At 56.5% G+C, this 21955-nt stretch carries 20 protein-coding genes and 1 pseudogene; 14 read left to right on the top strand and 7 right to left on the bottom strand.

Annotated features, from left to right (window positions below; all coding sequences use genetic code 11):
* Positions 1-4 precede the first annotated feature (4 nt).
* The 3 genes from N8E88_RS05695 to N8E88_RS05705 are packed head-to-tail and all read right to left on the bottom strand — an operon-like array spanning position 5 to position 1352.
* Entirely contained in the window at positions 5-418 is a 414-nt protein-coding gene (locus tag N8E88_RS05695) for a hypothetical protein (RefSeq protein WP_262291537.1), read from the bottom strand.
* 42 nt (positions 419-460) lie between these two features.
* On the bottom strand, positions 461-646 hold the full coding sequence (locus N8E88_RS05700; RefSeq protein WP_262291538.1) for a hypothetical protein: 186 nt from the start codon (positions 644-646) through the stop codon (positions 461-463).
* Positions 647-650: 4 nt separating this feature from the next.
* Positions 651-1352, bottom strand: a complete 702-nt coding sequence (locus tag N8E88_RS05705) for an EscC/YscC/HrcC family type III secretion system outer membrane ring protein (protein ID WP_262291539.1) — start codon at positions 1350-1352, stop codon at positions 651-653.
* Positions 1353-1723: 371 nt separating this feature from the next.
* Here N8E88_RS05705 and N8E88_RS05710 point away from each other — a divergent pair, with 371 nt between their 5' ends.
* The 3 genes from N8E88_RS05710 (at position 1724) to N8E88_RS05720 (ending at position 3448) form a co-directional block, all read left to right on the top strand.
* Positions 1724-1891 carry a hypothetical protein gene (locus tag N8E88_RS05710; RefSeq protein ID WP_262291540.1) on the top strand — a complete coding sequence of 56 codons (168 nt, stop codon included), beginning with the start codon at positions 1724-1726 and terminating at the stop codon, positions 1889-1891.
* A gap of 137 nt (positions 1892-2028) precedes the next feature.
* The gene (locus N8E88_RS05715) at positions 2029-2940 is read left to right on the top strand and encodes a SctD/MshK family protein (protein ID WP_262291541.1); all 912 of its coding nucleotides are present in this window, start codon (positions 2029-2031) and stop codon (positions 2938-2940) included.
* A gap of 115 nt (positions 2941-3055) precedes the next feature.
* Positions 3056-3448 (top strand): hypothetical protein, encoded by a 393-nt coding sequence (locus tag N8E88_RS05720; RefSeq protein WP_262291542.1) that lies wholly within the window; start codon positions 3056-3058, stop codon positions 3446-3448.
* Positions 3449-3512: 64 nt separating this feature from the next.
* Here N8E88_RS05720 and N8E88_RS31720 read toward each other — a convergent pair whose 3' ends face one another.
* A complete protein-coding gene (locus N8E88_RS31720) occupies positions 3513-3641 on the bottom strand; it encodes a hypothetical protein (RefSeq protein WP_410010552.1) in 129 nt (42 codons plus the stop codon).
* A gap of 135 nt (positions 3642-3776) precedes the next feature.
* Between N8E88_RS31720 and sctV the strand changes: the two genes are divergently transcribed.
* The 9 genes and pseudogenes from sctV to N8E88_RS05770 form a co-directional block, all read left to right on the top strand.
* Positions 3777-5918: a type III secretion system export apparatus subunit SctV gene (gene sctV, locus N8E88_RS05730; RefSeq protein WP_262291544.1), complete on the top strand. Its 2142-nt coding sequence runs from the start codon at positions 3777-3779 to the stop codon at positions 5916-5918.
* A gap of 61 nt (positions 5919-5979) precedes the next feature.
* Positions 5980-7323, top strand: a complete 1344-nt coding sequence (locus N8E88_RS05735) for a type II and III secretion system protein family protein (protein WP_410010553.1) — start codon at positions 5980-5982, stop codon at positions 7321-7323.
* The gene (locus N8E88_RS05740; protein ID WP_262291546.1) at positions 7313-7759 is read left to right on the top strand and encodes a hypothetical protein; all 447 of its coding nucleotides are present in this window, start codon (positions 7313-7315) and stop codon (positions 7757-7759) included. The genes N8E88_RS05735 and N8E88_RS05740 overlap by 11 nt, the downstream gene beginning before the upstream one ends.
* Positions 7760-7770: 11 nt before the next feature.
* Complete coding sequence (locus N8E88_RS05745; RefSeq protein WP_262291547.1) at positions 7771-8589, top strand: tetratricopeptide repeat protein; 819 nt, start codon at positions 7771-7773, stop codon at positions 8587-8589.
* 15 nt (positions 8590-8604) lie between these two features.
* On the top strand, positions 8605-9645 hold the full coding sequence (locus N8E88_RS05750) for an EscU/YscU/HrcU family type III secretion system export apparatus switch protein (RefSeq protein WP_262291548.1): 1041 nt from the start codon (positions 8605-8607) through the stop codon (positions 9643-9645).
* A 71-nt stretch (positions 9646-9716) separates the two neighbouring features.
* The gene (locus N8E88_RS05755; protein ID WP_410010546.1) at positions 9717-10379 is read left to right on the top strand and encodes a L,D-transpeptidase; all 663 of its coding nucleotides are present in this window, start codon (positions 9717-9719) and stop codon (positions 10377-10379) included.
* Between the two features lie 11 nt (positions 10380-10390).
* Positions 10391-11227 (top strand): hypothetical protein, encoded by an 837-nt coding sequence (locus N8E88_RS05760; protein ID WP_262291549.1) that lies wholly within the window; start codon positions 10391-10393, stop codon positions 11225-11227.
* 53 nt (positions 11228-11280) lie between these two features.
* A complete protein-coding gene (locus N8E88_RS05765) occupies positions 11281-14805 on the top strand; it encodes a hypothetical protein (RefSeq protein WP_262291550.1) in 3525 nt (1174 codons plus the stop codon).
* Between the two features lie 149 nt (positions 14806-14954).
* Positions 14955-15575: pseudogene (locus tag N8E88_RS05770) on the top strand (IS5 family transposase); the annotation flags it as partial.
* An 82-nt stretch (positions 15576-15657) separates the two neighbouring features.
* On the opposite strand, the gene N8E88_RS05775 reads toward N8E88_RS05770, so the two are convergent.
* A complete protein-coding gene (locus N8E88_RS05775) occupies positions 15658-16251 on the bottom strand; it encodes a TetR/AcrR family transcriptional regulator (RefSeq protein WP_262291551.1) in 594 nt (197 codons plus the stop codon).
* Positions 16252-16349: 98 nt separating this feature from the next.
* On the opposite strand from N8E88_RS05775, the gene N8E88_RS05780 reads away from it, so the two are divergent.
* Both N8E88_RS05780 and N8E88_RS05785 read left to right on the top strand, forming a co-directional pair.
* Positions 16350-17459: an efflux RND transporter periplasmic adaptor subunit gene (locus N8E88_RS05780; RefSeq protein ID WP_262291552.1), complete on the top strand. Its 1110-nt coding sequence runs from the start codon at positions 16350-16352 to the stop codon at positions 17457-17459.
* Positions 17459-20569, top strand: coding sequence for an efflux RND transporter permease subunit (locus tag N8E88_RS05785; RefSeq protein ID WP_262291553.1), 3111 nt, complete (start codon positions 17459-17461; stop codon positions 20567-20569). The genes N8E88_RS05780 and N8E88_RS05785 overlap by 1 nt, the downstream gene beginning before the upstream one ends.
* Positions 20570-21200: 631 nt before the next feature.
* Here N8E88_RS05785 and N8E88_RS05790 read toward each other — a convergent pair.
* Both N8E88_RS05790 and N8E88_RS31725 read right to left on the bottom strand, forming a co-directional pair.
* On the bottom strand, positions 21201-21581 hold the full coding sequence (locus N8E88_RS05790) for a LysR substrate-binding domain-containing protein (protein ID WP_262291554.1): 381 nt from the start codon (positions 21579-21581) through the stop codon (positions 21201-21203).
* A 39-nt stretch (positions 21582-21620) separates the two neighbouring features.
* Complete coding sequence (locus N8E88_RS31725) at positions 21621-21857, bottom strand: helix-turn-helix domain-containing protein (protein ID WP_410010547.1); 237 nt, start codon at positions 21855-21857, stop codon at positions 21621-21623.
* Positions 21858-21955 lie beyond the last annotated feature (98 nt).

Consider the following 21955-nt stretch of genomic DNA (forward strand, 5'->3'; position numbering starts at 1 on the left):
GCGATTACTGTCCCTTGACAAGCGTATTCACAGCGCCGGAAATCTGTGTCGTTCCACGGACCACCATCTGTGTCTCGATCGAATGATCGAACATCGTGCCGAGCGACTCGACCACCCGGGTGATCTGTTTGTCCTCGACCTCTGCAGGCGTTTGTTTACCCGGCGAAGCGTTGGTAAAGGAGGGTTGTGAGGTTGCCTTTGCCGCTTCATTGGTCCGGTTGGTAAAATTGCCGGTCCGCTCGACAAAACCCTTCAAATCATCGATCAGCGTACGCCCGAGATCGGCCGGGCTGGCACCGTGCGGCAATGCCTGGATATTGCCGGACATGTGTTCGAAAAGATTTTGCGAGGCAATCGATTGCGTTGCTGTCGCATTTGCCGGCGTTGAGGTGGCCACTGCTGCCGAAACTACTGTCATGACAAACTCTCCGTCTGGTCTGGGCTCTTCGAAGAACCGGCGTTACTCGTCTTCAGACATTGCTTCGTTTAACATCTCGTTGGCGATCTTCATCATCTCCTGCGCGATCAGCGAACTGCCGCCGCTGAGCACAGCCTGATCGAGGGCCGCGTCAAACTGTTGCTGCGCTTCGGAAGGCGATGGCACTGCGTTGGCGGGCTGCTGCATAACATTCTGGATTGTAACCATGTCATTAATCTCCTGGCTGTGTTCCGGCGCGCGTCGGCAATCGTTTCCCGTTGCCGGTCTTGCCGGTATTTCGTTCACTGGCCGTGCTATCGGATTGTGCGATTTCTTCGACGACTTCGTTATTCTGGCCCCCGCGAAAAACCCGCACACGCGGATCGTCCGCCGTGGCCTGGGGCGGCGGTTGCACAGTTGAGACAACCTGCTGGACCATAGCGATGAAGGCGGGAGGGCCGGACACGCGCAAGGCGGGGGCGTTCGGGGTGGACTTGATGGAAAACCGGTCATCCATCAGATCAAGCCGCGCAACCTCATCAACGACAACTTCTCCGTTCGCACGGCCAAGGTCGATAATCTGCGTCGCAAATTCTTCGCTGGAGTTGATATGCAGAATGGTGCCGTCATAGTACCAGATCAACCCATTGGCTTCCGCCAATCTTGTCAGGAAAGCACCGGCCGTGTCGGCTCGCACTTCGCCTCTGACCTGCCCGCGGATCTTGTCGGAGAGCGTAACAGGAATATTCAAATTGCGGCCGAACTCCCTAAGGGCATCGCGGACATCCTGATTGATCAGCACATAGGAATAGGGTTTGCCCGACCAGTCGGGGGCACGCGCAAAGGACGCAAAAGGGGCGCCCAAAAAGCATGCAGCGGTGGCTACCGAAAAAACGAGCGCTCGCGAATGTCCAACGGTCATCGGAAAAGTCATGCGAAGCACCTTTGAAAGAAGTGTTGTGCTTATCTCTATAACAGCAACGAAACATATGCAACGCAACTAAATATGAAATGGATAACGACCATACTGACATTTTTTGTCAGTATGAACATCATTTATTTTGAATAGTTCAAATTTTGAAATACTTTTGACCTTGTGTCGCGCAATATTGTACTGATACGATTCCAGCATCAACTATAGTTACAGTTCGTAATATGAACTGAACCTTGGAAAATTGCCTTCTCTATTTTTTCATACTATCAGGAATTGCCAGGCAGTTCGCGAAGTCCAAGGACGAGGTTGGCGCCCAAGACAGTGCAAAAATTTCATTCGATAGATGAGTGTTACTCTGAAGGAGAAATAGCATGGCTGGTGTTCCAGGTGTTGGCGGCGGGTCGCAAAGCTCGGACAGTTCGATCAATAAGATGACCGAAGCTTTTGACAAGGCGATTGAGAAGTCGGCTAAGATTACTGAAATCACGACCGAAAAGAAGGTTGCGCTCGATGCTGCCAAGCAGCGTCCGAACAACTGATTGTCAAGTTTCCGCAGATGGCGTTCGCGCCATCTGCACCTAAATTTTATTGCGAGCCGGGCGCCTTTTGCCAAGTTTGAGCCCGGTATGAAGATGCATGACAATATGTCGAATATTTTGCAAACGAGGCAACTGCTATGGGCTCCGTCGTAAGGTTTCAGGAACTAAAGACAGCGTTATTGCTTCGGGTTACTGCCGGTGTTCATGACGGTGTTCGACTTCCGCTGGAAGGTTCGGCTTATCGTGTCGGCTCGGCGGCAGATTGTGATCTGACCCTCAGCGATGGGGATGTCACTGCACATCATATGACACTTCAGTTCCAGGGCTCGGATGTGTTGATCGAGGCCATTGGCGGCGATGTCCTTATCGACGGGCATACGCTTGTGCCGGTCGGCCATGGGCTGCGCGCCTCGGTGCCTTTCGAGTTCCAGATTGGCGGGGCCAGCATCGAATTGTCTACGCCGGTTCCTGAAGGCGATGGTCCGTTCAAAATGCCGCGCGCCAGCTGGATTGCAATCGGCGGCGGAGCGCTGACCCTTTTGACCATGGCGGCCGTGCAGGCTGGGGTTGGCGATTTTCTCGATTCAAACAATCCGTCCCTTGTCACGCATTCCGCGAAGCACAGCATTGACGAAGGCATGCCGGCTTTGGCCGCCGCAGCTGCGCCGGTCGTAGCAACGTTGAAAAGCAAGCTCACCGAGATTGGATTGGCGGCTCTCAAGGTCGAGGCTGACGGAACCCGGCTTACCGTATCGGGAAATCTCGGTGCCGAGGACCAAAAAGCCTGGGCCAATGTCCAGAACTGGTTTGATCGCACCTATGGCGGAACATATGTGCTGACGAGTCTCGTGGGCACTATGGCACCAAAAGTATATCCAAAGTTCAATCTGCAGGCTGTCTGGTTCGGGGATGCACCCTATGCGATCAGCTCCGATGGGACACGGCTGTATAAGGGTGCCGCATTGGAAGATGGTTGGATTATCAAGGACATTCGTGACGGACGCCTCATCGCTGGCCGCCAGGATGAAGAGTTTGTTCTGACGTTCTAGTTGGAACATGCATCACCCCAGGAATTGTCTTCGATTTTTGGAAAGGCTTATGCGCTGAAACAAGAGTTACTGCGTCTTGTCCGAGGGATGCACAGCGCAGTAATGGGGGATGGGAATGGCACTTGACGTTCGTCGGCAAGATGATCGGATCCGGGCGCAGACCGGATCTGTTTCGGCACGTCCCGATGCTACAAAGGTCGAGCAGGCTCAATCGAAGGCTTTTGATGCTTCTCTGGCACGCTCTGAACAGGCGGCCAGACGCGCAAAGGAACCTTTCATCGGCCAGATAGGGCGGCTGAGAAAACCCAAGCTTGCCAATCCGGGTCTATTCGACCTGTCCCGTTCGCAGGAAATTCTCAATTATCTCATCAGTGATCTGCTGCCCCAACTGGACATTGATGAAGAAATTGCGGCGATCACGGCCTCGATGCTGACGGAAGAAATCGACAGCAGACGCGAATTGCAGGATCGGCTGAGCCAGGCCCAAAGTCAGGCAATGGGCCAGTGACTCAGCGGCGCCGGGACAGTGTCGAATTTCTGCATGGGCTTGGCTATCTCTACTGTCGTGCGGGTCAGCCCGAGCGCGGTCTGGTGTTTCTGTTGCTCGCCGCCAAGATCGCGCCGCACGAGACGGCGGTTCTTCGCTCGCTGGCTGCGGTTTTTGTTGAAACCGAATCGGCCAACCGCGCCCTGACAGCCATCGACAGGATCGAGGATATCGAAGGAACGAGTTCGTCCAACCTCGCTTTGCTCAAGAGCCGGGCGCAGTGGTTGCGAGGTGAGCATGACCAGGCACGAAAGACCTTCCGCGACTATATAGAAGGGAGGGCGCCCGCATGATGGTGCTCGCCTCATTGAACCGGTTTGCCCGGGCCGCATCGAAGCGCTCCGACATTGTCATCGCAGCCTTCATGCTGCTTGCCATCGTGATGATGTTCATCCCCTTGCCGACATTTCTTGTCGACATGCTGATCGGGATGAACATTGCATTCAGCCTGTTGATCTTCGTTGTCGCGTTCTACATTTCGCAACCGGTGCAATTTTCGGCGCTGCCGTCGATCATCCTGCTTGGAACGCTCTTCCGGCTGTCGCTTTCCATCACAACGACTCGGCTTATTCTCCTGCAGGCAGATGCGGGGCAGATCGTTTCGGCCTTTGGCGATTTTGTCGTCGGCGGGGAAGTGGTCGTCGGCCTGGTGGTCTTCCTGATCATTACCATCGCGCAGTTTGTCGTCATTACCAAAGGCGCCGAGCGCGTGGCCGAAGTCGGCGCACGATTTGCACTGGATGCTATGCCCGGCAAGCAGATGAGTATCGATAGCGAAGCGCGCAGCGGCGACATCGACCAGGCCGAGGCGAAACGCCGGCGGCAAAATCTGGAGCGCGAGAGCCAGTTCTACGGGGCCATGGATGGCGCCATGAAATTCGTCAAAGGCGATGCCGTGGCCGGGCTGATCATCATCGCCATCAACCTGATCGGCGGCCTTGCAATAGGATCGCTGCAGCATGGCATGCCATTTGGCGAGGCGGCACACACCTATTCGCTGCTGACTGTCGGCGATGGCCTGATCTCGCAGATACCGGCGCTTATGATGGCGGTTGCGGCCGGCACCGTTGTCACGCGGGTGACATCGGATCGGAACGAAGATCTCGGAACGGAGATTGTCGGTCAGCTCGGCGCCAATCATCGGGCTTTGGCTTTGGCTGCCGTCATCCTGTTTGGTTTTGGTCTCGTTCCCGGCTTTCCGACATTCGTGTTCTGGACACTGGCGGCGCTGGCAGGCGGTCTCGCCTATGTCGTGCACAAGAGGGTGGCGACGTCGCAGAGCGAACACCCGGATGATGATGCCGATGGCGTTATGCAGATAGGAAACATCACCAAGCCGCAACAGACGCTGGCGAATGGTCAGGCTGGATATTTGCCGGGGTCGCAGCGGCTGGTTTTGTGCCTCGGACCGCACCTTGCCGAAACGGTTGCTCTGGCTTCCCTGCAGGAAAGTATCGAGCAGGTCCGCAGCAATGTTTTTACCGATATCGGTGTTCGCGTACCGCAAATCGGCGTTCGGCCGGATGCGGTCCTTGAACCCGACCAATTCCGCATTGATCTTGAAGATGTGCCGGTCACCGATGGCGTCATCTTCATCGACCAGCTTCTGGTGACGGACGAAAAGGTTCATCTCGATCTCATGTCGATTCCCTATCAGGTCCGCCCTGTCCTGATCGGGCGCCATGATTCCGTATGGGTCGCCAACAGTCATAAACAGACATTGGAAAAGGCCGGAATAACCTTTCACGAGCCGGTTGCCGTGTTGATGGAAGTTCTTTTGCGTGTCGTACGCCGCTATGCATCCGACTTCATCGATGTGCAGGAGATAAGGTTTCTTCTGTCGCAGGTCGAAGATGATTACGGCGATCTCGTCAAAGAGGCCATCAGCTTATCGTCCTTGCAGAAGATCTCCGAGGTTTTGCGCCGGCTGGTTGAAGAGGATATTCCGATCACCAATCTACGCGTCATCCTTCAAGCCATCGTCGAGTGGGGAGCGCAGATACAAAATCCCTATGTGCTGGCCGAATATGCCCGCATCGGACTGGCAAGGCAGATCTGCCACCGGCATTCGGAAATGAACCGGATTGTTTCCGCCTATCTGCTGACGCGCGAGACCGAGGATGCGGTGCGCGCCAGCGTCCAGCAGGGAACGGGAAGCCCCTCGATCAATATTCCGGAAGTAATTTCAAGGCCGATCATCGAGCAGTTGAAGAGCAAGTTCAACGGCACTGATGCGGACATTGTCAGAACGGTTCTGACGACAATGGATATCCGCCGGCCCATCAGGAACCTCCTGATCAGAAACGATATCAATCTGCCGGTCCTGTCTTATCAAGAGATTTCTCCAGAGTTCAGCGTGCAGTCCCTCGGCTATATCTCGCTTCCGGCGTCGAACCAGATACGGCAGATCGGTGTTGGGGCAAATGAGTAGGCGTTCGATCGATTTCAGCAACCGGCAACATCAAAATGTGGCGGACAATTACCCTATGCTCATGCTTGGTTTCCTCCCATGGGGGGACATACTAAAAATACAAAACAAGACAGGATTGATAGCGGCGCTCCTGGTCGCTTTCATCGCTTGCTTGACGCCGGTTTCCGCTCAGGTAAAAGTCGATGCAACGGCCGGACAGGTGCTGAAACTCACCATGGGGCAAGGGCAAATCCTGCGCTTTGACCAGCCTGTCGAATCGGTTTTTCTGGCCGATACCTCCATTGCCGATGTACGTGTGGTATCGCCCGGAGCCGTCTACATATACGCCACCAAGATCGGCAATACCAATCTGATTGCGCTCAGTCCCGATCAGGGCATGCGCGGTACGGTGCAAATTCGCGTCGTGGGCAATCCCAGGGAAGCGCAGCAATCGGCCAAGGTTTTGCAGCCGACATCGACGGTTGATATCACTCTGTTCGGCGAGCAATTCGTCGGCAAGGGCCAGACCAAGAATGTCGGCGAAGCCCTCGATACCGACAATGTGCTCCAAAGCTATTCGAAACCCGACAAGCCTGCACTGAACAACACCACCATATCCGGCCCGAACCAGGTCAATATCCGGGTACGCTTCGCGGAAGTCGCGCGCAATGAATTGTCGCGCTACGGCGTTGATTGGAGCGCTGTCGTCAATAGCGGGTCCTTCTCCTTTGGGCTTGTGCGGACAGGCAACACAAGCGGTGAGGGCGGCGCAACCGGTATCGGCATCAGCAGCAAGCATGTGAATGTCGGCGTTCTCCTGGATGCCTTGCAGGCCAATGGGGTCCTGACAATTCTGGCCGAGCCGAATATCACTGCGGTGACCGGCCAAACGGCGAGCTTTCTCGCCGGCGGCGAGATTCCCGTTCCCGTGCCGGTCGGTAACGAACAAATCGGCATCGAATACAAGCAGTTCGGCGTGTCGCTGCAGTTCACGCCAACGCTTTTGCCCAATGATCGCATTGCCCTGCAGGTAAGGCCGGAGGTCAGCAGCGTTTCGCAGGACAGTGTTGTTTCGATCGGCGGGCTGGTCGTCCCCTCGCTGCGCATCAGACGCGCAGATACAACGGTCGAGGTTGGCAGCGGGCAGACATTCGCCATTGCCGGTCTTTTCCAAAGGCAGGAAACACAATCGATCAACAAGACGCCGGTCGTTGGCGACGTGCCAATTCTTGGCGAGCTTTTCAAATCCAAGCGCTTTCAGCGCAACGAGACCGAGCTGGTCATCCTGATCACGCCTTATCTGGTGACGCCGACATCGTCGCGCAATCTGAAAACGCCTTTGGACAGTCCTTCCGGCACGCTTTCGTCCCCGCGCAAGAAGAGCAAGCAGATCGTCAACAAGGGGTATGGTTTCTATGTTGAATAACCGCCCTTGCATTTCCGCTCGCTCGCTGCTGCGCCTGGGGGTTCTGGCTGGTTCCCTCGCCATTCTTGGCGGTTGCATGGGCAGCAAGCCACAGCCCTATTCGCCCAATTACGCCTATGTCAGCCTGAAGGGTGCCCCGAGGCCTGGCGTCGTCAGGAAAGGGTACGACAGGGAAGAGGCCGCCATGCTCGTCCCCGATGCGTGCATCACCCCAGATACGGCCGCCGACCCGTTCTATTTGCCTTCCGGCTGTTCGAACAATCTCAATCTGCAGCATATGGCCGGCCGAAAACAGGATTTGATGCACGGGCGGGAAATGGGTCCGGCAATGGCAGCACCGGTTGCCCGGGCAGCACAGAATTACATCGACGGAACGGTACCGGAAGAGCGCCGGCAACGTCGCAGCGTGGATGAGTCGACGCTGTCGACACAATGAGGACCATTGGCATGATCAAAAGGTATTCGCGTGGATTGTCTGTCGTGCCACTTATGGTTGCCGTGGCGATGCTTTCCGGTTGTGTCTCTGCCACGAACGAGCAGAGTGCCGCCGTCGAGAGGCCTGCGAGCGAGCAATCCAAGCTCATGAAGATTGCCAAGGACATCGATGCGAAAGGCGAAAGCGGCACGGCGCTGGCGCTTTATGAACGTGCAGCCGAAATGTCGGCTAACGATTCCACCGTCCATGTCAAACTCGGCGATGCCCGGCTAAAGGACGGCGATCCGGATGGGGCGGAACAGGCCTATCGCGCCGCATTGCAGATCAATCCGCAGGACGCCAAAGCGCTGCTCGGTCTGGGAACGGTGCAGTTGCAGCGCGGCGATGCCAATGCGGCAGCCAGAACACTCGCGCCCGCTGCGCAGGCCGTGAATTCCGTCTCCGCCTATAACAAACTCGGTACCGCTCTGGTTCTGAGCGGCGACGGTGCTGCAGCCGAAGGCGCCTTCGCCAAAGCGCTCGCTCTGCAACCAGCCAACCTGGATACCAAGACCAATATCGCGCTCGCGCAGGCATTGTCCAACAAGCTTCCGGATGCTTCGACCAGCATGAACAGCGTCGTGACATCGCCGCTCGCCGAGAAGCGCCACTTCGTCAATTACATGATCATTTTGAGCCTGTCGGGAGATGCTGCAGGCGCGCGCGCCATCGACGTGCCGGACATGCCGGCAAATCAGAAGAACCAGATTCTGGTGAAAGCCGCAAAGCTACGTTCGATTCAAGATCCAGCGAAGCGGGCGCAGGCAATCGGCTTGCTCGCGTCCGCATAATCAAGGGTAGAAGAGGTGAGCCAGACCAGCGAAGAAAAAACCCTTCCCGCGTCAGACAAGAAGATCGAAGATGCGCGCAAGAAAGGCCAGGTGCTCCACAGCCCGGATATGGTGTCGGGCGTGATCATCCTGTCCTGCACGATTTTCCTGGTCTATATTGCTCCCACCCTGCGTGCAAAGATCGGCGCACTACTCGAAGAAGCCTCACATATCTACGATCGGCCTTTCGACGAGGTCTGGCACCGGTTGAGCACGATTGCGGTTCAGGCCTTGCTGACCGCTACCTTGCCAATTCTGATCATCACCATGTTTGCGATCCTGATTACCAATGTGGCGGTTACCCGCGGTTTTGTTTTCTCGGTCAAGCCGATCGAGCCGGACGTTGACCGGATCAATCCCGCCAGCGGTTTGAAACGTATATTCTCGCTGAAAAGCGTCGTTGAATTCGCCAAGGCGCTTTTCAAGATCATCGCTGTGACGACGGCCTTCGTCCTGGTGTTTCAGGCGGGACTGAAAGCCTTGTTTGAGTCGCCTTCCTGCGGCGGCCTGTGCCTGCAGGCAACGTTTTTTGCCATGTTGAGGCCACTGGCGGCAATTGCCGTCGGAGCGTTTCTGGTCATCGGCTTCTGCGACATCTTTCTTCAGCGATGGCTGTTCTTGCGCGAAATGCGCATGACCAAAACCGAAAGCAAGCGTGAACAGAAGGATATGGAAGGCGATCCGCAGATCCGCCAGGAGCGCCAGCGCCAGCGCCGCAACGTCGCGAACGGAAAGACCGGTCTGAAAAATGCCGTGCTCCTTATTGGCGACCCGGGAACCATCCTTGTTGGCATCCGGTATATCCGCGGCGAGACCCCCGTACCCGTCGTGGTTTGCCGGGCGTCGGGACCGGATGCGATCGAGATGAGCCGGCAGGCAGGCGCCATGGGCATCCCTTTATCGGTCGACGGAGACCTTGCACGGCAAATCGCCAATACGGCCAGCATAGGTAACCCGGTTCCGGAACGCGCCTTCCAACCAGTTGCCAATGCCCTTGTTGCAGCGGGGTTGATCTAGATCGTGTTCTCCAATCGTTTCGCCGGGCCGAAGCTCAAAATGCCCAAAGGTCAAATGGAGGTTTCGTTTCCATGGTCGTGCTGAAATCAGGCATCGGATCGTTTGCCATTATGCTTGTATGTCTTGGTTACGCATCGGCGGGCGACCATGCGCAATCCAGAGAGCCGTCCCCGCCTGTGCTCGACAAGAAGAACCACAAAATCGAGCATGGCTATCTCGAATTTCTGATGGGACCGGAAAGCTATCCCCCGCGCCATGCGCGTCAGGACAGTGTGGCCATCGATACGCTCCAGCCATCCATGCCGCGCGGGGTCGTTGCCTACGACACCCACGAAAAGCCGGGAACGATTGTCATCGAGACGGAAAACCGGGCGCTTTATCTGGTGCAGCCGGATGGGCGTGCGCTGCGCTATTCGGTCGGTGTCGGACGGGAAGGCTATGGCTGGCGCGGTACGGAGCGCGTTTCCAGCAAGCGCGAATGGCCGGACTGGCGTCCACCGTCGGACATGCTTTCCCGGCGCCCGGACCTGCCGCACCGGATGGCTGGCGGACCGGACAATCCTCTTGGGGCTCGCGCCCTTTATCTGGGTGATACGCTCTATCGCATTCACGGCTCGAACGAGCCGGAAAGCGTTGGCCAATCATCATCATCGGGATGTTTTCGCCTGACGAACGAAGACGTCGTTGATCTTTATCGCCGTGTAAAAATCGGAACAAAAGTCGTGGTTTTGTAAGGAGAAACACAATGGCATTGGTTCTTAAATACGATGAAAAAGGCTTCAGCCTGAAGAGCGCCGATGGTTTGGCGACATATAATGTCAACCCGGCACAAACCAAGTCCTGGCAAGTGGCGCTTGAACAGCAAGCCAAGCAGCTCGGCTTCACAGATGCGAAACAGATGCTGTCAATAACAACCGTTACCGTCCCGACGGCGGGGGATTCCCAATACAAGATCGCCGAGCAGTTCGGTTTGGATATGCCTACGGCCTACGAAATGGTCAGAGACAATGTACAGTTTACCAATCCGGACTTAATTCATGCGTATCACGAAGGTGATCTGAGGGCTGATTTTGTCGTTGTTCCCAAGACGCCAGCTGAGCCGATCCCCGGGTCCGATGCACCGGCCGGCACCCCCGAAGGGATGAAAGAAAAAAGTGACGCGACGGTTCTCGGATCGGATGCACCAGCGGGTGCAACAGATGCGATGAAAAAGCAAAGTGCCATTGAAACAATAAAGAATTCCAAGTCTCCAGACGAGCGCAAGGCTGCAATCGCAGCTTATCTCGACGAACACAATGGTAGCATCGAAGACAGGACAAAGGCGGCAATAGCCCTTCTCGATCCCAATCAAAACTATGGCGACGACGTTAATGTCCGGTCAAACAAACGGAGGGAAATTCTCGATGAGCTGATCCCGCCCTATACCGACCCTGGAAAGACCAAAGCCATTTTCGACAGTCTTCTAGAGCACACCTGGACGTCGACGACAGGCGTCACAGACAAAAGCATGGACCAGCTGATCGGCCAGCATGCGAAAGACAAGTATGGGATCGAGTGCGATCCAGTGAAATGGAACGACTAGCAATCTGCAGCAGACGCAACGCGTGGTGAACACTTTATTTGGGAGATTGTCCTATGTCTTTTGGGTTCAATAATATTTTTCAACGCATGCGCAGTTCGACTGCCGACGTCGCTAACAAGTTTGACGGGGCTCTGGACCAGAGCGTGAAAACAAAGCCGGCTGCTCCAAAACCGCCGGCCGTTGCGGCACCGCATGGCTGGAACGAAAATCCGGCCGGAATTTCTCAGTACCGGACCGAACCGGGCGTATGGCCCTTCCGTATCTATGACAAGGCGGGTATCGATCCGACGGACAACAAGGCCTTGCATGACCAGCTGGTGGCAACGCCTGAACTCGATCCGAAGGCCTTCGGCAACCGGCCAGCAGCGCCGGCGGACGCAGACAAAACATTGCAGAATTGCGACCAGATCAATGTTCTCAGTCCCGAACGGCTTGCCTCTTTGGAATCGCAACGCAGCGCCTTGAAGATTGCCAGCGACAATTCAAAGACCCAGACCGAGAGAGACACGGCAAAGGATGACCTTGTCGTGGCGATAGCGCAGGAAATTGATCTGGCGACTGTCGGGCAGGGTGCACCAAAACTGGGTAATGACAAGAACAATGACAAGAAAGTTGATGTCAGTGAGGCAAGCGATCTGACAAAGCCGATCCTGGAGCGCGCACCCAATGATCCCGTCTTCGTCGAGGCGTTCAACCAGGCGCGCGAACTGAAAGAGAGCAAGTGGAAAGCCGAAGGCCGTACGGATGACCAGCTCGGCATTATTGCCACGGCAGGCGACGCCAGGGACTATGACAAGGTCACCAGCGAAACGAAGAAACAGCTGGTCGACCTGGCACTTGCCGCCGGGCCGTCAGAATCGGAGCAGATAACGGCACTCTCGAACCGCGCCAATATTTACATGAACTTCAGCGCGGGCGAACCGGGCGAATATGCAAAAGCACTCCAGACCGGCGCAGAACAGGCAATCAAGGAAATCCGCGTTGACCGGAAGGTTGACGAACTGACGAGCGCATTCGGTAAGGGCGATCTAGCGGGGGCCCAGGCCTTCATGGCCAAGCTTCGCGAAAAGACGGGCACGGAAAATACGCTTCCCGGTAGCGGTTCCTTGCTCGCATCCGACCCCAAGGTTATCAAAATGATCGATCAGTCGATCGATGCGATTTCCGGGGCCGGCCTTCGCGACGGCGACATGAAGGAAAAAATGCAGGCTGTCATAGACTTGAGTGTGGCCAGCCAGAACATCCTCTACAATGACGGCGACAAGCCCGGCAAAGGCAAGCAAGTCCTTGACCATATTGCCGAACATATCGTCAAAAAGATGCGATCAGACCTGCCGGGAGACCAGGGCAATATCTTCAACCAGCAAATGTTCTTCAAGGTCGTCAGCCGGGAAGACGTGAAGGGTGGCGGCACATCGCTGCTCGCCGCAATATCGGCCCATACTGCTGTCGAAACCGACAAGCGAAAAGGCGAGATCGATACGGATAGCGACAGCTATCAGGCGCTGAACTCCAATGCGCAATGGGCGACGCGCCGCAGCATTGAGAACTTCGGCGCCGCGGCCAAAACCCTCAATGATGACATAGGCACCAAGTATAACGAACTCTACCACGGTCTTGAGGGATGGAACGGCAATGTGAAGGCCGATACCGGCATCCCGGCGGCGGGCCAGCTCGCCCGCGACATGGAGGCGATCGATAGTATGTCGCCGGAGAACAAGGAGAAATCCGCAAAGCTGGTAGAGGCCGGCAATACCAAGCAAAAGCAGTGGGAATTGCAGGAAAGTATCGAGCTTGGCGTGAAGATCTACAGCAATGACAACAAGAAAGTGGATGGCCAGGACAATGACGCGCCAATCCCGATGTTGTTCGGCACCGGCATCATGATGACCAAATCCAAATCGGTTAAGGAGGCAATGGCAGATCTGCCCGAGCGTCCGAAACAGACGGACGATCCTTATCAGAATGCCGAGACAAGTGACCCGAAAACACCAGGGACAATCTGGGTCCAAAGAGCAACGCGGGCGCTTGCCACCCAGGCGGTAACCGAGTCGCTGAAAGGCGGCGTCAAGAATATCAATGTCGCCCTTGGCGAAAACCGCTACCAGTCGATTCTTGCCGACGGCAGTCTTGCGACAAATGCCGAGCGCAAGGCCATGAAGGATGCCAAGACACTCAGTCCTACGGCAGATGCCTATGTTCGCAATGCCAAGGCAGCCCTTGGCGAAGCCCGGTTCAACGATCTTGTCGACGGCAAGGCAACAGCGACCGATGCCGAGAAAAGACAGATCGCCACTCTGGGACGGTTGAACTTCGGATTGAATGCGGCCACGCGCCTGTCATCGGGTGGCAGTGCAGTTCTGTTCGGCCGCAACATCGACGCTCTCGACGGTTCACCTGCGGATCTCGTCTATTATGTCCCGCACACGCTCATGATGCTTACCGCGGCGCAGACATCGTTGTTGCCGAAATCGGGACAGATTTTCCTGGACAAGGGTTCCACTGCCAATACGCCGGCAAAAGTGAAGATCGATGAAGTGAAGGCGCGGATCGATGCGAGCACAACATTGACCGATGTGGAAAAGAAGAGGTGGACAGGCAAGCTCAATATGCTCGATGGCGTCCGCGGCGGTGGTGTGGATACGCTCTACGTCGCTGCTGATTTGACCAATGCGGTTTTGAACGGTTTTGGTTGGGCTGGAACCAAACAGGATGGCGTCAAGTCGTTTGGTTACGGTACCGCGACGATCAGCGATGCGATGTTCGCCACGGTTGCGGCGAGGGGCACCGACGCGGCGCTCCTGCAGCAAAGCCAAAGCGGGCTGTCGAGACTTCTGACACGGCTTGGTCCCCTGAAGGTTTCGGGCGTTGCCGCCGTGTTGCAGGTGGCGGGCGCCGGCATCGTTGGCGGTCGCGGTGCATATAATGCCGCCCACACTTATGACAAGGCGGATGCGGACGCCATTCAGGTTCTGTACGGCGTCAAGGACCGGAAGACAGCGGAAATGCTTGCAGAACACAACGACCTTCTGGATGAAGGTCTTATGGGGATCCTGCAAACCGTGTTCCCCGGCGACGAACACCTCATGGGCGGTGATCCTGCGACACGCAGCGCCAACAATGTTCTGACAGAGACATACGCAGATCTGGACTATAACCGTGCCCGCCTCGGCCAGCTGTTCAACAGCTGGTCGCCGGATCAGGCTAAGGAAGTGTCCGAGACTATACGAAACATGACGGCTAAAGACGGAAAACTCGCTGACAGTCAGGATGATCTCAAATATCTTCAACTGCCCTTCAATCCTGACAAGGCCGATCTGTCGAAATATCCCAACATCAAATATAACAGCGCCGAGAAGCGCTTCGAGGACCAGACGACGCAGATGTACTGGGAAGCCGGTAAGTGGTGGGTGCCGCAGAAAAAGGTTGAGCCCGGCATGCTGCCAAGTCAGGATCCGCTCTGGTACGATCCTGCCGAAGGCTCGCTCATGCACACAAATGCATTTGCCAAAGAGGTCACGCCGGACAGCAAGGAAGGCTTGAAGGCCTGGCTGAAAAACAAGGGCTATATCGATTGAGGTTACGACCAAAGCGAACCGGCGTTGCGCCGGTTCGCTTTTCGCATCTGTTGTTCAGATGGAGGCCCTGCGAGGGCGTTGGTGCATGAATGGTTTTTAACGGTTCGGCGATAAGCAGATTGGATCGTTTTCACTTTGATTATGTTGTCATGCCCCACAAACACAATGCTGCTCGCCGTCATCACATCGCGAAGATGAAATTACGGGTAACGAATTGGCCGGAATATGAAGCAGGCCTGCGTCGCCGTGGCAGCCTGACACTGTGGGTTACGCCGGAGGCATTGGCAGGATGGCGCGCCCCTCTTCGAAAGACATGAGGTGGCCAGCCCCGGTATTCCGATCTTGCCATCGAGACGACATTGATGCTTGGCTGTGCCTTCGGAATGCGCCTGCGCCAGACCGAGGGGCTGATGAACTCGGTGCTTGGCCTCATGGGACTGGAAGTGCCTGTTCCCGATCACACGACGCTGAGCCGCCGGGCGCAGAAGTGGCTGCCATCAAAAAGACGACAGCGAGCCTTTCCAGATGGCCCGCTGCATGTGCTGGTCGACAGCACGGGATTGAAAATCTATGGCGCCGGGCAGTGGCTGGAGGAGAAACATGGCGCCAGATCACGCCGCCACTGGCGCAAACTGCATCTGGCAGTGGATGCCGACAGCGGGCAGATCATTGCCCATAGGCTGACGGACCAGGACACGGACGATTACTCTCAAGTGTCGCCGTTGCTCGATCAGATTGATGGCGAGATCGCTCGGTTCACTGCGGACGGCGTCAATCAGCACTGAACTTTTTGCATGCCTAAACACAGGTTGGCCAACGACCGCCGCTAGATAAACGAACCGACTGCGCCTATCAGGCGACATCTTCACCGCTTGCAATGCGCCTGACTTCGCCGGCGGCTGCGTCCAGAACCGCTCGCGATAAATTCTCTTCCTTAAGGAGGCGCGATAGCGTGACGGCACCGACCATCAGGGACAGTATCGCCATTGCCTTGCCGCTGGGACTGGAGCTCGAGCTCTTGGCGTCGTCCATCAGCTCATCCAGGACCTCAAAGTGAGCTCGGATCCCATCCTCAAATGGCCGCCTCACCTCTTCACTTTGCCGCGCAGCGTCCGATCCCAACGCCGCCAAAGGGCAACCGTCGGCCCTTTCTCTAAGATGTCCCGGTGAGAGGTAGAACTCCATGACTGCTTCGAGAGGATTGGAGCTTGTCGCGGCCGCTATCGACCATCTGCGTGTGGCGCTTTCCATCGCGCGCCTGGATGCTTGGGCAGCAAGGTCGTCCTTGGACGAGAACTGCTTGTAGAACCCGCCTTGCGTAAGGCCGGCACCCTTCATCAGATCCTTCAGGCCGATCCCATCAAAGCCGTGCTCTCGAAAGAGACGGCTTGCAACGTTGATCACCGTCTCGCGATTTTCCTCGGCCTGTGCGCGGCTCACTCTCATTTTGACCTCCTATTAGATTTCATTTGACATCTATATCGTAAATAGAGTTAGATCGCAATCTAATTTGTGCAGATCGCTCGTCAAGCAGAGAATGTAAAATGAAACGCAAATACGTCCTGACTTTTGTGGGTTTTTTGGGAGTGGCGGCGGCCGCTGCCTTTTTCCTGTCCGGAACCACTGAACGGAAAGCCGAAGCCGCGGATCCGAGGACAGTTGCACCACTGGTAAGCGTGGCAGAGGCGGGGAAGACTGCAACGGCAGAGCGGTCATTTACCGGCACGGTCGCGTCGCGGGTGCAGAGCAACCTCGGTTTCCGGGTGCCCGGCAAGATCGTCCAGCGGATGGTCGATGTGGGTCAGCAGGTGAGACAAGGCCAGGCCCTGATGCGCATCGATGAAACAGATCTTCAACTCGCGCTTACGGCAAAACGCAATACGGTCATCGCAGCGCGTGCCGTCTTCATCCAGGTGGAAGCAGATGAGAAACGCTATGCGGCGCTGGTAAAAAGTGGATTGGCTGCCACCCCGCAGCGTTATGAACAGGCGAAAGCGGCGCTCGACACAGCCACCGCACAACTGGCCGCGGCCGAAGCTGACGCCAAGGTCGCAGAAAATGCAGCCACCTATAGCGTTCTTCTTGCTGATTCGGATGGAACTGTCATCGAGACGCTTGGAGACCCCGGACAGGTCGTGGCGGCGGGCCAGACGGTCGTTCAACTCGCGCAAGCTGGCCCGCGGGAAGCTCTTGTCTGGCTGCCTGAGACTTTGCGGCCCGATATCGGATCCGAAGCCAAGACCAATGTCTATGGTGGTGGCGGTCTCAGCGGAAAGGCCCGCTTGCGACAGATCTCTGATGCCGCCGATCCGCAAACCCGTACCTACGAGGCGCGCTATGTTCTCGATGGCGCCGCCGCCTCTGCCCCGCTCGGTTCGACGGTGACGATTAAAATCCTGGACGCGCACAGGCAGTCGGAGGTCGCTGTTCCGGTAGGTGCCATCCTGGACGACGGTAGCCGGACAGGTGTTTGGGTTGTCAACGGTGCCACTTCCACCGTGAAGTTCACGCCAGTCGAAATTAAACGGATCGGTGAGGAGACGGCATTTGTCACCGGAATCGGAATCGGTGAGCAGGTTGTCGCACTGGGCGCACATCTGCTGGAAAATGGCGCAGCTGTCAGAATTGCCTCGCAGCAAGAGGTGACAAAATAATGAGCTTCAATCTCTCAGCCCTCGCCGTTCGCGAACGCGCCGTTACCTTATTCTTTATCGTTCTGTTGGCGGCTGCAGGCGTCTACGCCTTCGTCAAGCTGGGACGCGCCGAGGATCCCTCCTTCACCATCAAGACCCTGACGGTCACTTCAGTCTGGCCAGGCGCCACTGCGCGTGAAATGCAGGATCTTGTCGCTGAGCCACTTGAGAAGCGCATCCAGGAACTCACCTGGTATGATCGTGTCGAAACGATAACGCGGCCCGGCTACGCCTTCCTCACCGTAACTTTGAAGGATAGCATGCCGCCGGCCGCCGTCGAAGAGGAGTTCTATCAGGCTCGCAAGAAGCTTAGCGACGAAGCCCGAAATCTCCCTCCAGGCGTCATTGGTCCCTTCGTCAACGATGAATACTCCGATGTGAGCTTCGGTCTTTATGCACTGAAGGCAAAGGGGATGCCAATGCGCGATCTGGTGCGACAAGCGGAGGTCATCCGTCAGGATCTCCTGCATGTTCCGGGTGTCAAGAAAATCAACATTCTGGGAGAGCGCCCCGAACAGATCTTCGTCGAGTTTTCCTATGCCAAGCTCGCGACACTTGGAATATCGGCAACCGATATCGCCGCAGCTTTGCAGAGACAGAATACAGTCACGCCCGCCGGCTCCATCGATACGCGTGGGCCACAGATCTTCATCCGTTTCGACGGGGCTTATAACAGTGTGCAGGCGATCGCCGATACGCCGATCGTTGCGGCTGGACGCACTCTAAAACTTTCCGACTTGGCGGATATTCGGCGCGGGTATGAAGATCCGGCAACCTACATCATCCGCCATGAGGGCGAGCCCACAATCATGCTGGGTGCCGTGATGCAACAGGGCTGGAATGGTCTTGATCTCGGCAAGGCGCTGGAAGCGCGATCCGCCGCGATCGCGCAGACACTGCCGCTGGGCATGACGTTCACCAAAGTCAGCGATCAGGCCGTTAACATCGACGAGGCGGTCGGCGAATTCATGCTCAAGTTCGCAATGGCGCTTGGCGTCGTGCTGTTCGTGAGCCTGGTTGCCCTCGGCTGGCGCGTCGGCATCGTTGTCGCGCTTGCTGTACCGCTGACGCTCGCCGTCGTCTTCCTCATCATGCTGGAAACCGGCCGGTTCTTCGACCGTATCACGCTCGGCGCGTTGATCCTTGCGCTGGGCCTCCTCGTGGACGATGCCATCATTGCCATTGAGGTGATGGTAGTGAAGATGGAGGAGGGCATGGACCGCATGAAAGCCGCCGCTTATGCCTGGAGCCATACGGCGGCGCCGATGCTGTCCGGCACCCTCGTCACAATCATTGGTCTGATGCCAGTGGGCTTTGCAAGATCGACTGCAGGTGAATATGCCGGCAACATTTTCTGGGTCGTGGGCTTCGCGCTGATCGTTTCGTGGTTTGTTGCAGTGATCTTTACCCCGTACCTCGGCGTCAAGTTGCTGCCTGACATCAAGCCGGTCAAAGGTGGACATCAAGCCATCTACGATACGCCGAACTACCGTCGCCTGCGCTCCCTCATCGAGTTCGCGGTTCGCCATAAATTCATGGTATGTGCCGTGGTCGGCATCACGATGGCTGTCTCGGTCATGGGGATGGGAGGTGTAAAACAGCAGTTCTTCCCGACATCGGATCGGCCTGAAGTGCTGGTCGAAGTTCGCATGCCCGAAGGCACAAGTATCGAGACCACAACCGCCGCAGTGGAGAAAGTCGAGGGCTGGCTGCAAACTCAGCCGGAAGCAAAAATCGTCACCAGCTATGTAGGGCAGGGTGCGCCCCGCTTCTTCTTTGCCATGGCACCTGAATTGCCCGACCCTGCCTTCGCCAAGGTCGTCGTGCTCACCCCCGATGCTCACGCACGCGAGGCTTTGAAGCATCGTCTGCGAGCCGCCGTTTCGGACGGGCTTGTTCCTGAGGCATCCGTGCGCGTAACGCAGCTTGTCTTTGGGCCCTACACGCCGTTTCCGGTCGAGTTTCGGGTCATGGGACCGGATCCGGATGAACTTTACAAAATCTCCGAGCAGGCTCTTGCTATCATGAAAAGTGTTCCAGATGTCCGACAGGCCAACCGGGATTGGGGTAACCGAACTCCGGTGCTGCGGTTTGTCCCCGACCAGGATCGGCTAAATCTGATCGGTCTCTCGCCCTCTGAGGCAGCTCAGCAGATGCAGTTGCTGCTTAGCGGCATCCCTGTCACCCAGGTGCGCGACAACATCCGCAACGTCCCCGTTGTCGCACGTAGCGCAGGTGACAACCGGCTTGATCCTTCAAGGCTGGGCGATTTTTCGCTCATGAGCAGGGATGGCCGACAGGTCCCCCTTGATCAGATCGGCCATTCCGAGATCCAATTTGAGGAGCCGATCCTGAAACGCCGCGACCGCACCCCTGTGATCACGATACGCTCTGACATCAACGAGGCGACACAACCCCCGGAGGTCTCACAGCAGGTCATGAAGGCCCTTCAGCCACTGATCGCATCGCTTCCCGTCGGGTACCGCATCGAGATGGGTGGCAATATCGAGGAATCCCTCAAGGCCAATGTCGCACTCGTCAAGATATTCCCGGCCATGATTGCAGCGATGTTGATCGTCATCATCCTCCAGGTTCGCAGCCTGTCAACGATGACGATGGTCATGTTGACTGCGCCACTCGGACTTGCCGGGGTGGTCCCGACGTTGCTTCTCTTCAATCAGCCTTTCGGCTTCAACGCCATTCTCGGATTGATAGGATTGGCAGGTATCCTCATGCGCAACACGTTGATCTTGACAGAACAAATCAAGGAAAATCAAGCTGCCGGTCTCGATGACTATCACGCCGTTATTGAAGCCACGGTGCAACGGACACGGCCTGTTATTCTGACCGCGCTTGCTGCCATCCTTGCCTTCATACCTTTGACCCATTCGGTGTTCTGGGGATCGATGGCCTATACGTTGATTGGCGGAACGGCTGCAGGCACAGTAATGATTCTCCTCTTCCTTCCAGCTCTGTACGCGGTGTGGTTCCGGATCAAGCCAACGAAAGATGACCACCACGGAGAGGCGATCGAAGAACTGGCACCACAGAGGGCAATGGCCGCGGAGTAGGGTACTTTGCGCGCAAAAGATCTTTGAGTGGCTTTCTCATGCCTACCGGTATGTGTAAGGGAAGCGGAGCTTCGACAAAATAGGAGGCGTCTAGGAAAATGCCAGTTGGTCAGAACCTTCATGCTGGAGACCTCATGAGCCGCTCGATTCCTACAGAGACTGACGTCGACCTCTCGCGGAAGCGCATTGGCACCAGATGAGATGGGATAAGCATATGGTCAACGCATGGTAGACGAGCGCAAGACTGCCGATGGCATAAAGCCGGCCACCCATCATAAAGACTGGCGGCGGTACGTCTCACATGGTCATCGCGACTTACCGAACGGAGAGCAATTTGACGACTTGCTGAAATGACTGGACGATGCCGAGATTGCACAGGCGGCCGTAACCAGCGCGTCCACCATCTTTGGTGAAAGGTCGCGCGACCGCGGCCAGAGAGCGGAGATCGGCATGTCCTCTGCGGGCGCTGAGATTGCGAGAGCTTCAAGCTTCCGTTCTTACGTGTGCGGCCGCCAGCCATGTAGAAAGGGAGGCAATGCCCAAGCCATTCAAGGCCGCAGGGCTTCCTCTTGGGTGATCGTATGGCGCGGCTGAATGTCCAAGGATGTCGACACACCATCGCTGGCCTCGATCAACCATGGCAAGGGGCGTCCGTCCTTGGAAAAGGCAAGGCAGTCATGTTCCTTCTGTTCTTCAACCGAAGCCGGACGCCCGCGACGATCCAGATAATCCGAAGAGGCGCAGATGAGTGAGTGTTGCGTGCCATGCGTCGTCCGACAAGGCTTGCCTGATTGCCGGGATCGCTCAGACGGACAACAAGATCGATTCCTTCTTCCATCAGATCGACGCCGCGATCCGCAAAGGAAATATCGAGTTGCAGATTTGGGTTCTTGACTGCCACATCCATCAGCACCGGCATGACACACAGGCGACCGAACGAAATCGGCAGATTGATCCGCAGTAAGCCAGACACCTCGCGCTTTCGAGAGGCGAGCATCGCCTCCGCTGTCATGAGCTCGTCCAGCACTTTGAAGCAGCTTCCGTAATAGTCTTAGCCTTCCGCTGTCAGACTGAGGCTGCGTGTCGTGCGATTGAGCAGCCGGACACCAAGACGCTCTTCCAGCCGTGCGACCATTTCCCGGGGGCCGATTTGGAAAGACCCATGCGGCTGGCGGCAGCAGCGAAGCTGCCTGTCTCCTCGGAATGTACAAAAGCTGAAATGCCCTGGAGGTGGGAGTGCGGGTCCTGGCTCATGAGATGGCGACCAAATGGAGGAAGTGTTCGTCATTCATATCGCAATACAATCCGAATGATTGTCAATAATATCCGGTTCATCTGAAAGGATGCACAATGAACAAGACAATGAAGGTTTGGCAACTGCTATCG

The sequence above is a fragment of the Phyllobacterium zundukense genome (assembly GCF_025452195.1).
Lineage (GTDB): Bacteria > Pseudomonadota > Alphaproteobacteria > Rhizobiales > Rhizobiaceae > Phyllobacterium > Phyllobacterium zundukense_A.

Bases quoted from the DNA above. Each gene is read 5' to 3' on its own strand.
- N8E88_RS05755 (WP_410010546.1), top strand. From the start codon at position 9,717: ATGGTCGTGCTGAAATCAGGCATCGGATCGTTTGCCATTATGCTTGTA.
- sctV (WP_262291544.1), top strand. From the start codon at position 3,777: ATGATGGTGCTCGCCTCATTGAACCGGTTTGCCCGGGCCGCATCGAAG.
- N8E88_RS05785 (WP_262291553.1), top strand. From the start codon at position 17,459: ATGAGCTTCAATCTCTCAGCCCTCGCCGTTCGCGAACGCGCCGTTACC.
- N8E88_RS05775 (WP_262291551.1), bottom strand. From the start codon at position 16,251: ATGAGAGTGAGCCGCGCACAGGCCGAGGAAAATCGCGAGACGGTGATC.
- N8E88_RS05695 (WP_262291537.1), bottom strand. From the start codon at position 418: ATGACAGTAGTTTCGGCAGCAGTGGCCACCTCAACGCCGGCAAATGCG.
- N8E88_RS05720 (WP_262291542.1), top strand. From the start codon at position 3,056: ATGGCACTTGACGTTCGTCGGCAAGATGATCGGATCCGGGCGCAGACC.
- N8E88_RS05760 (WP_262291549.1), top strand. From the start codon at position 10,391: ATGGCATTGGTTCTTAAATACGATGAAAAAGGCTTCAGCCTGAAGAGC.
- N8E88_RS05740 (WP_262291546.1), top strand. From the start codon at position 7,313: ATGTTGAATAACCGCCCTTGCATTTCCGCTCGCTCGCTGCTGCGCCTG.
- N8E88_RS05710 (WP_262291540.1), top strand. From the start codon at position 1,724: ATGGCTGGTGTTCCAGGTGTTGGCGGCGGGTCGCAAAGCTCGGACAGT.
- N8E88_RS05735 (WP_410010553.1), top strand. From the start codon at position 5,980: ATGCTTGGTTTCCTCCCATGGGGGGACATACTAAAAATACAAAACAAG.
- N8E88_RS31720 (WP_410010552.1), bottom strand. From the start codon at position 3,641: ATGGCTGTCAGGGCGCGGTTGGCCGATTCGGTTTCAACAAAAACCGCA.
- N8E88_RS05715 (WP_262291541.1), top strand. From the start codon at position 2,029: ATGGGCTCCGTCGTAAGGTTTCAGGAACTAAAGACAGCGTTATTGCTT.
- N8E88_RS05790 (WP_262291554.1), bottom strand. From the start codon at position 21,581: ATGACAGCGGAGGCGATGCTCGCCTCTCGAAAGCGCGAGGTGTCTGGC.
- N8E88_RS05700 (WP_262291538.1), bottom strand. From the start codon at position 646: ATGGTTACAATCCAGAATGTTATGCAGCAGCCCGCCAACGCAGTGCCA.
- N8E88_RS05745 (WP_262291547.1), top strand. From the start codon at position 7,771: ATGATCAAAAGGTATTCGCGTGGATTGTCTGTCGTGCCACTTATGGTT.
- N8E88_RS05705 (WP_262291539.1), bottom strand. From the start codon at position 1,352: ATGACTTTTCCGATGACCGTTGGACATTCGCGAGCGCTCGTTTTTTCG.
- N8E88_RS05765 (WP_262291550.1), top strand. From the start codon at position 11,281: ATGTCTTTTGGGTTCAATAATATTTTTCAACGCATGCGCAGTTCGACT.
- N8E88_RS31725 (WP_410010547.1), bottom strand. From the start codon at position 21,857: ATGACGAACACTTCCTCCATTTGGTCGCCATCTCATGAGCCAGGACCC.
- N8E88_RS05780 (WP_262291552.1), top strand. From the start codon at position 16,350: ATGAAACGCAAATACGTCCTGACTTTTGTGGGTTTTTTGGGAGTGGCG.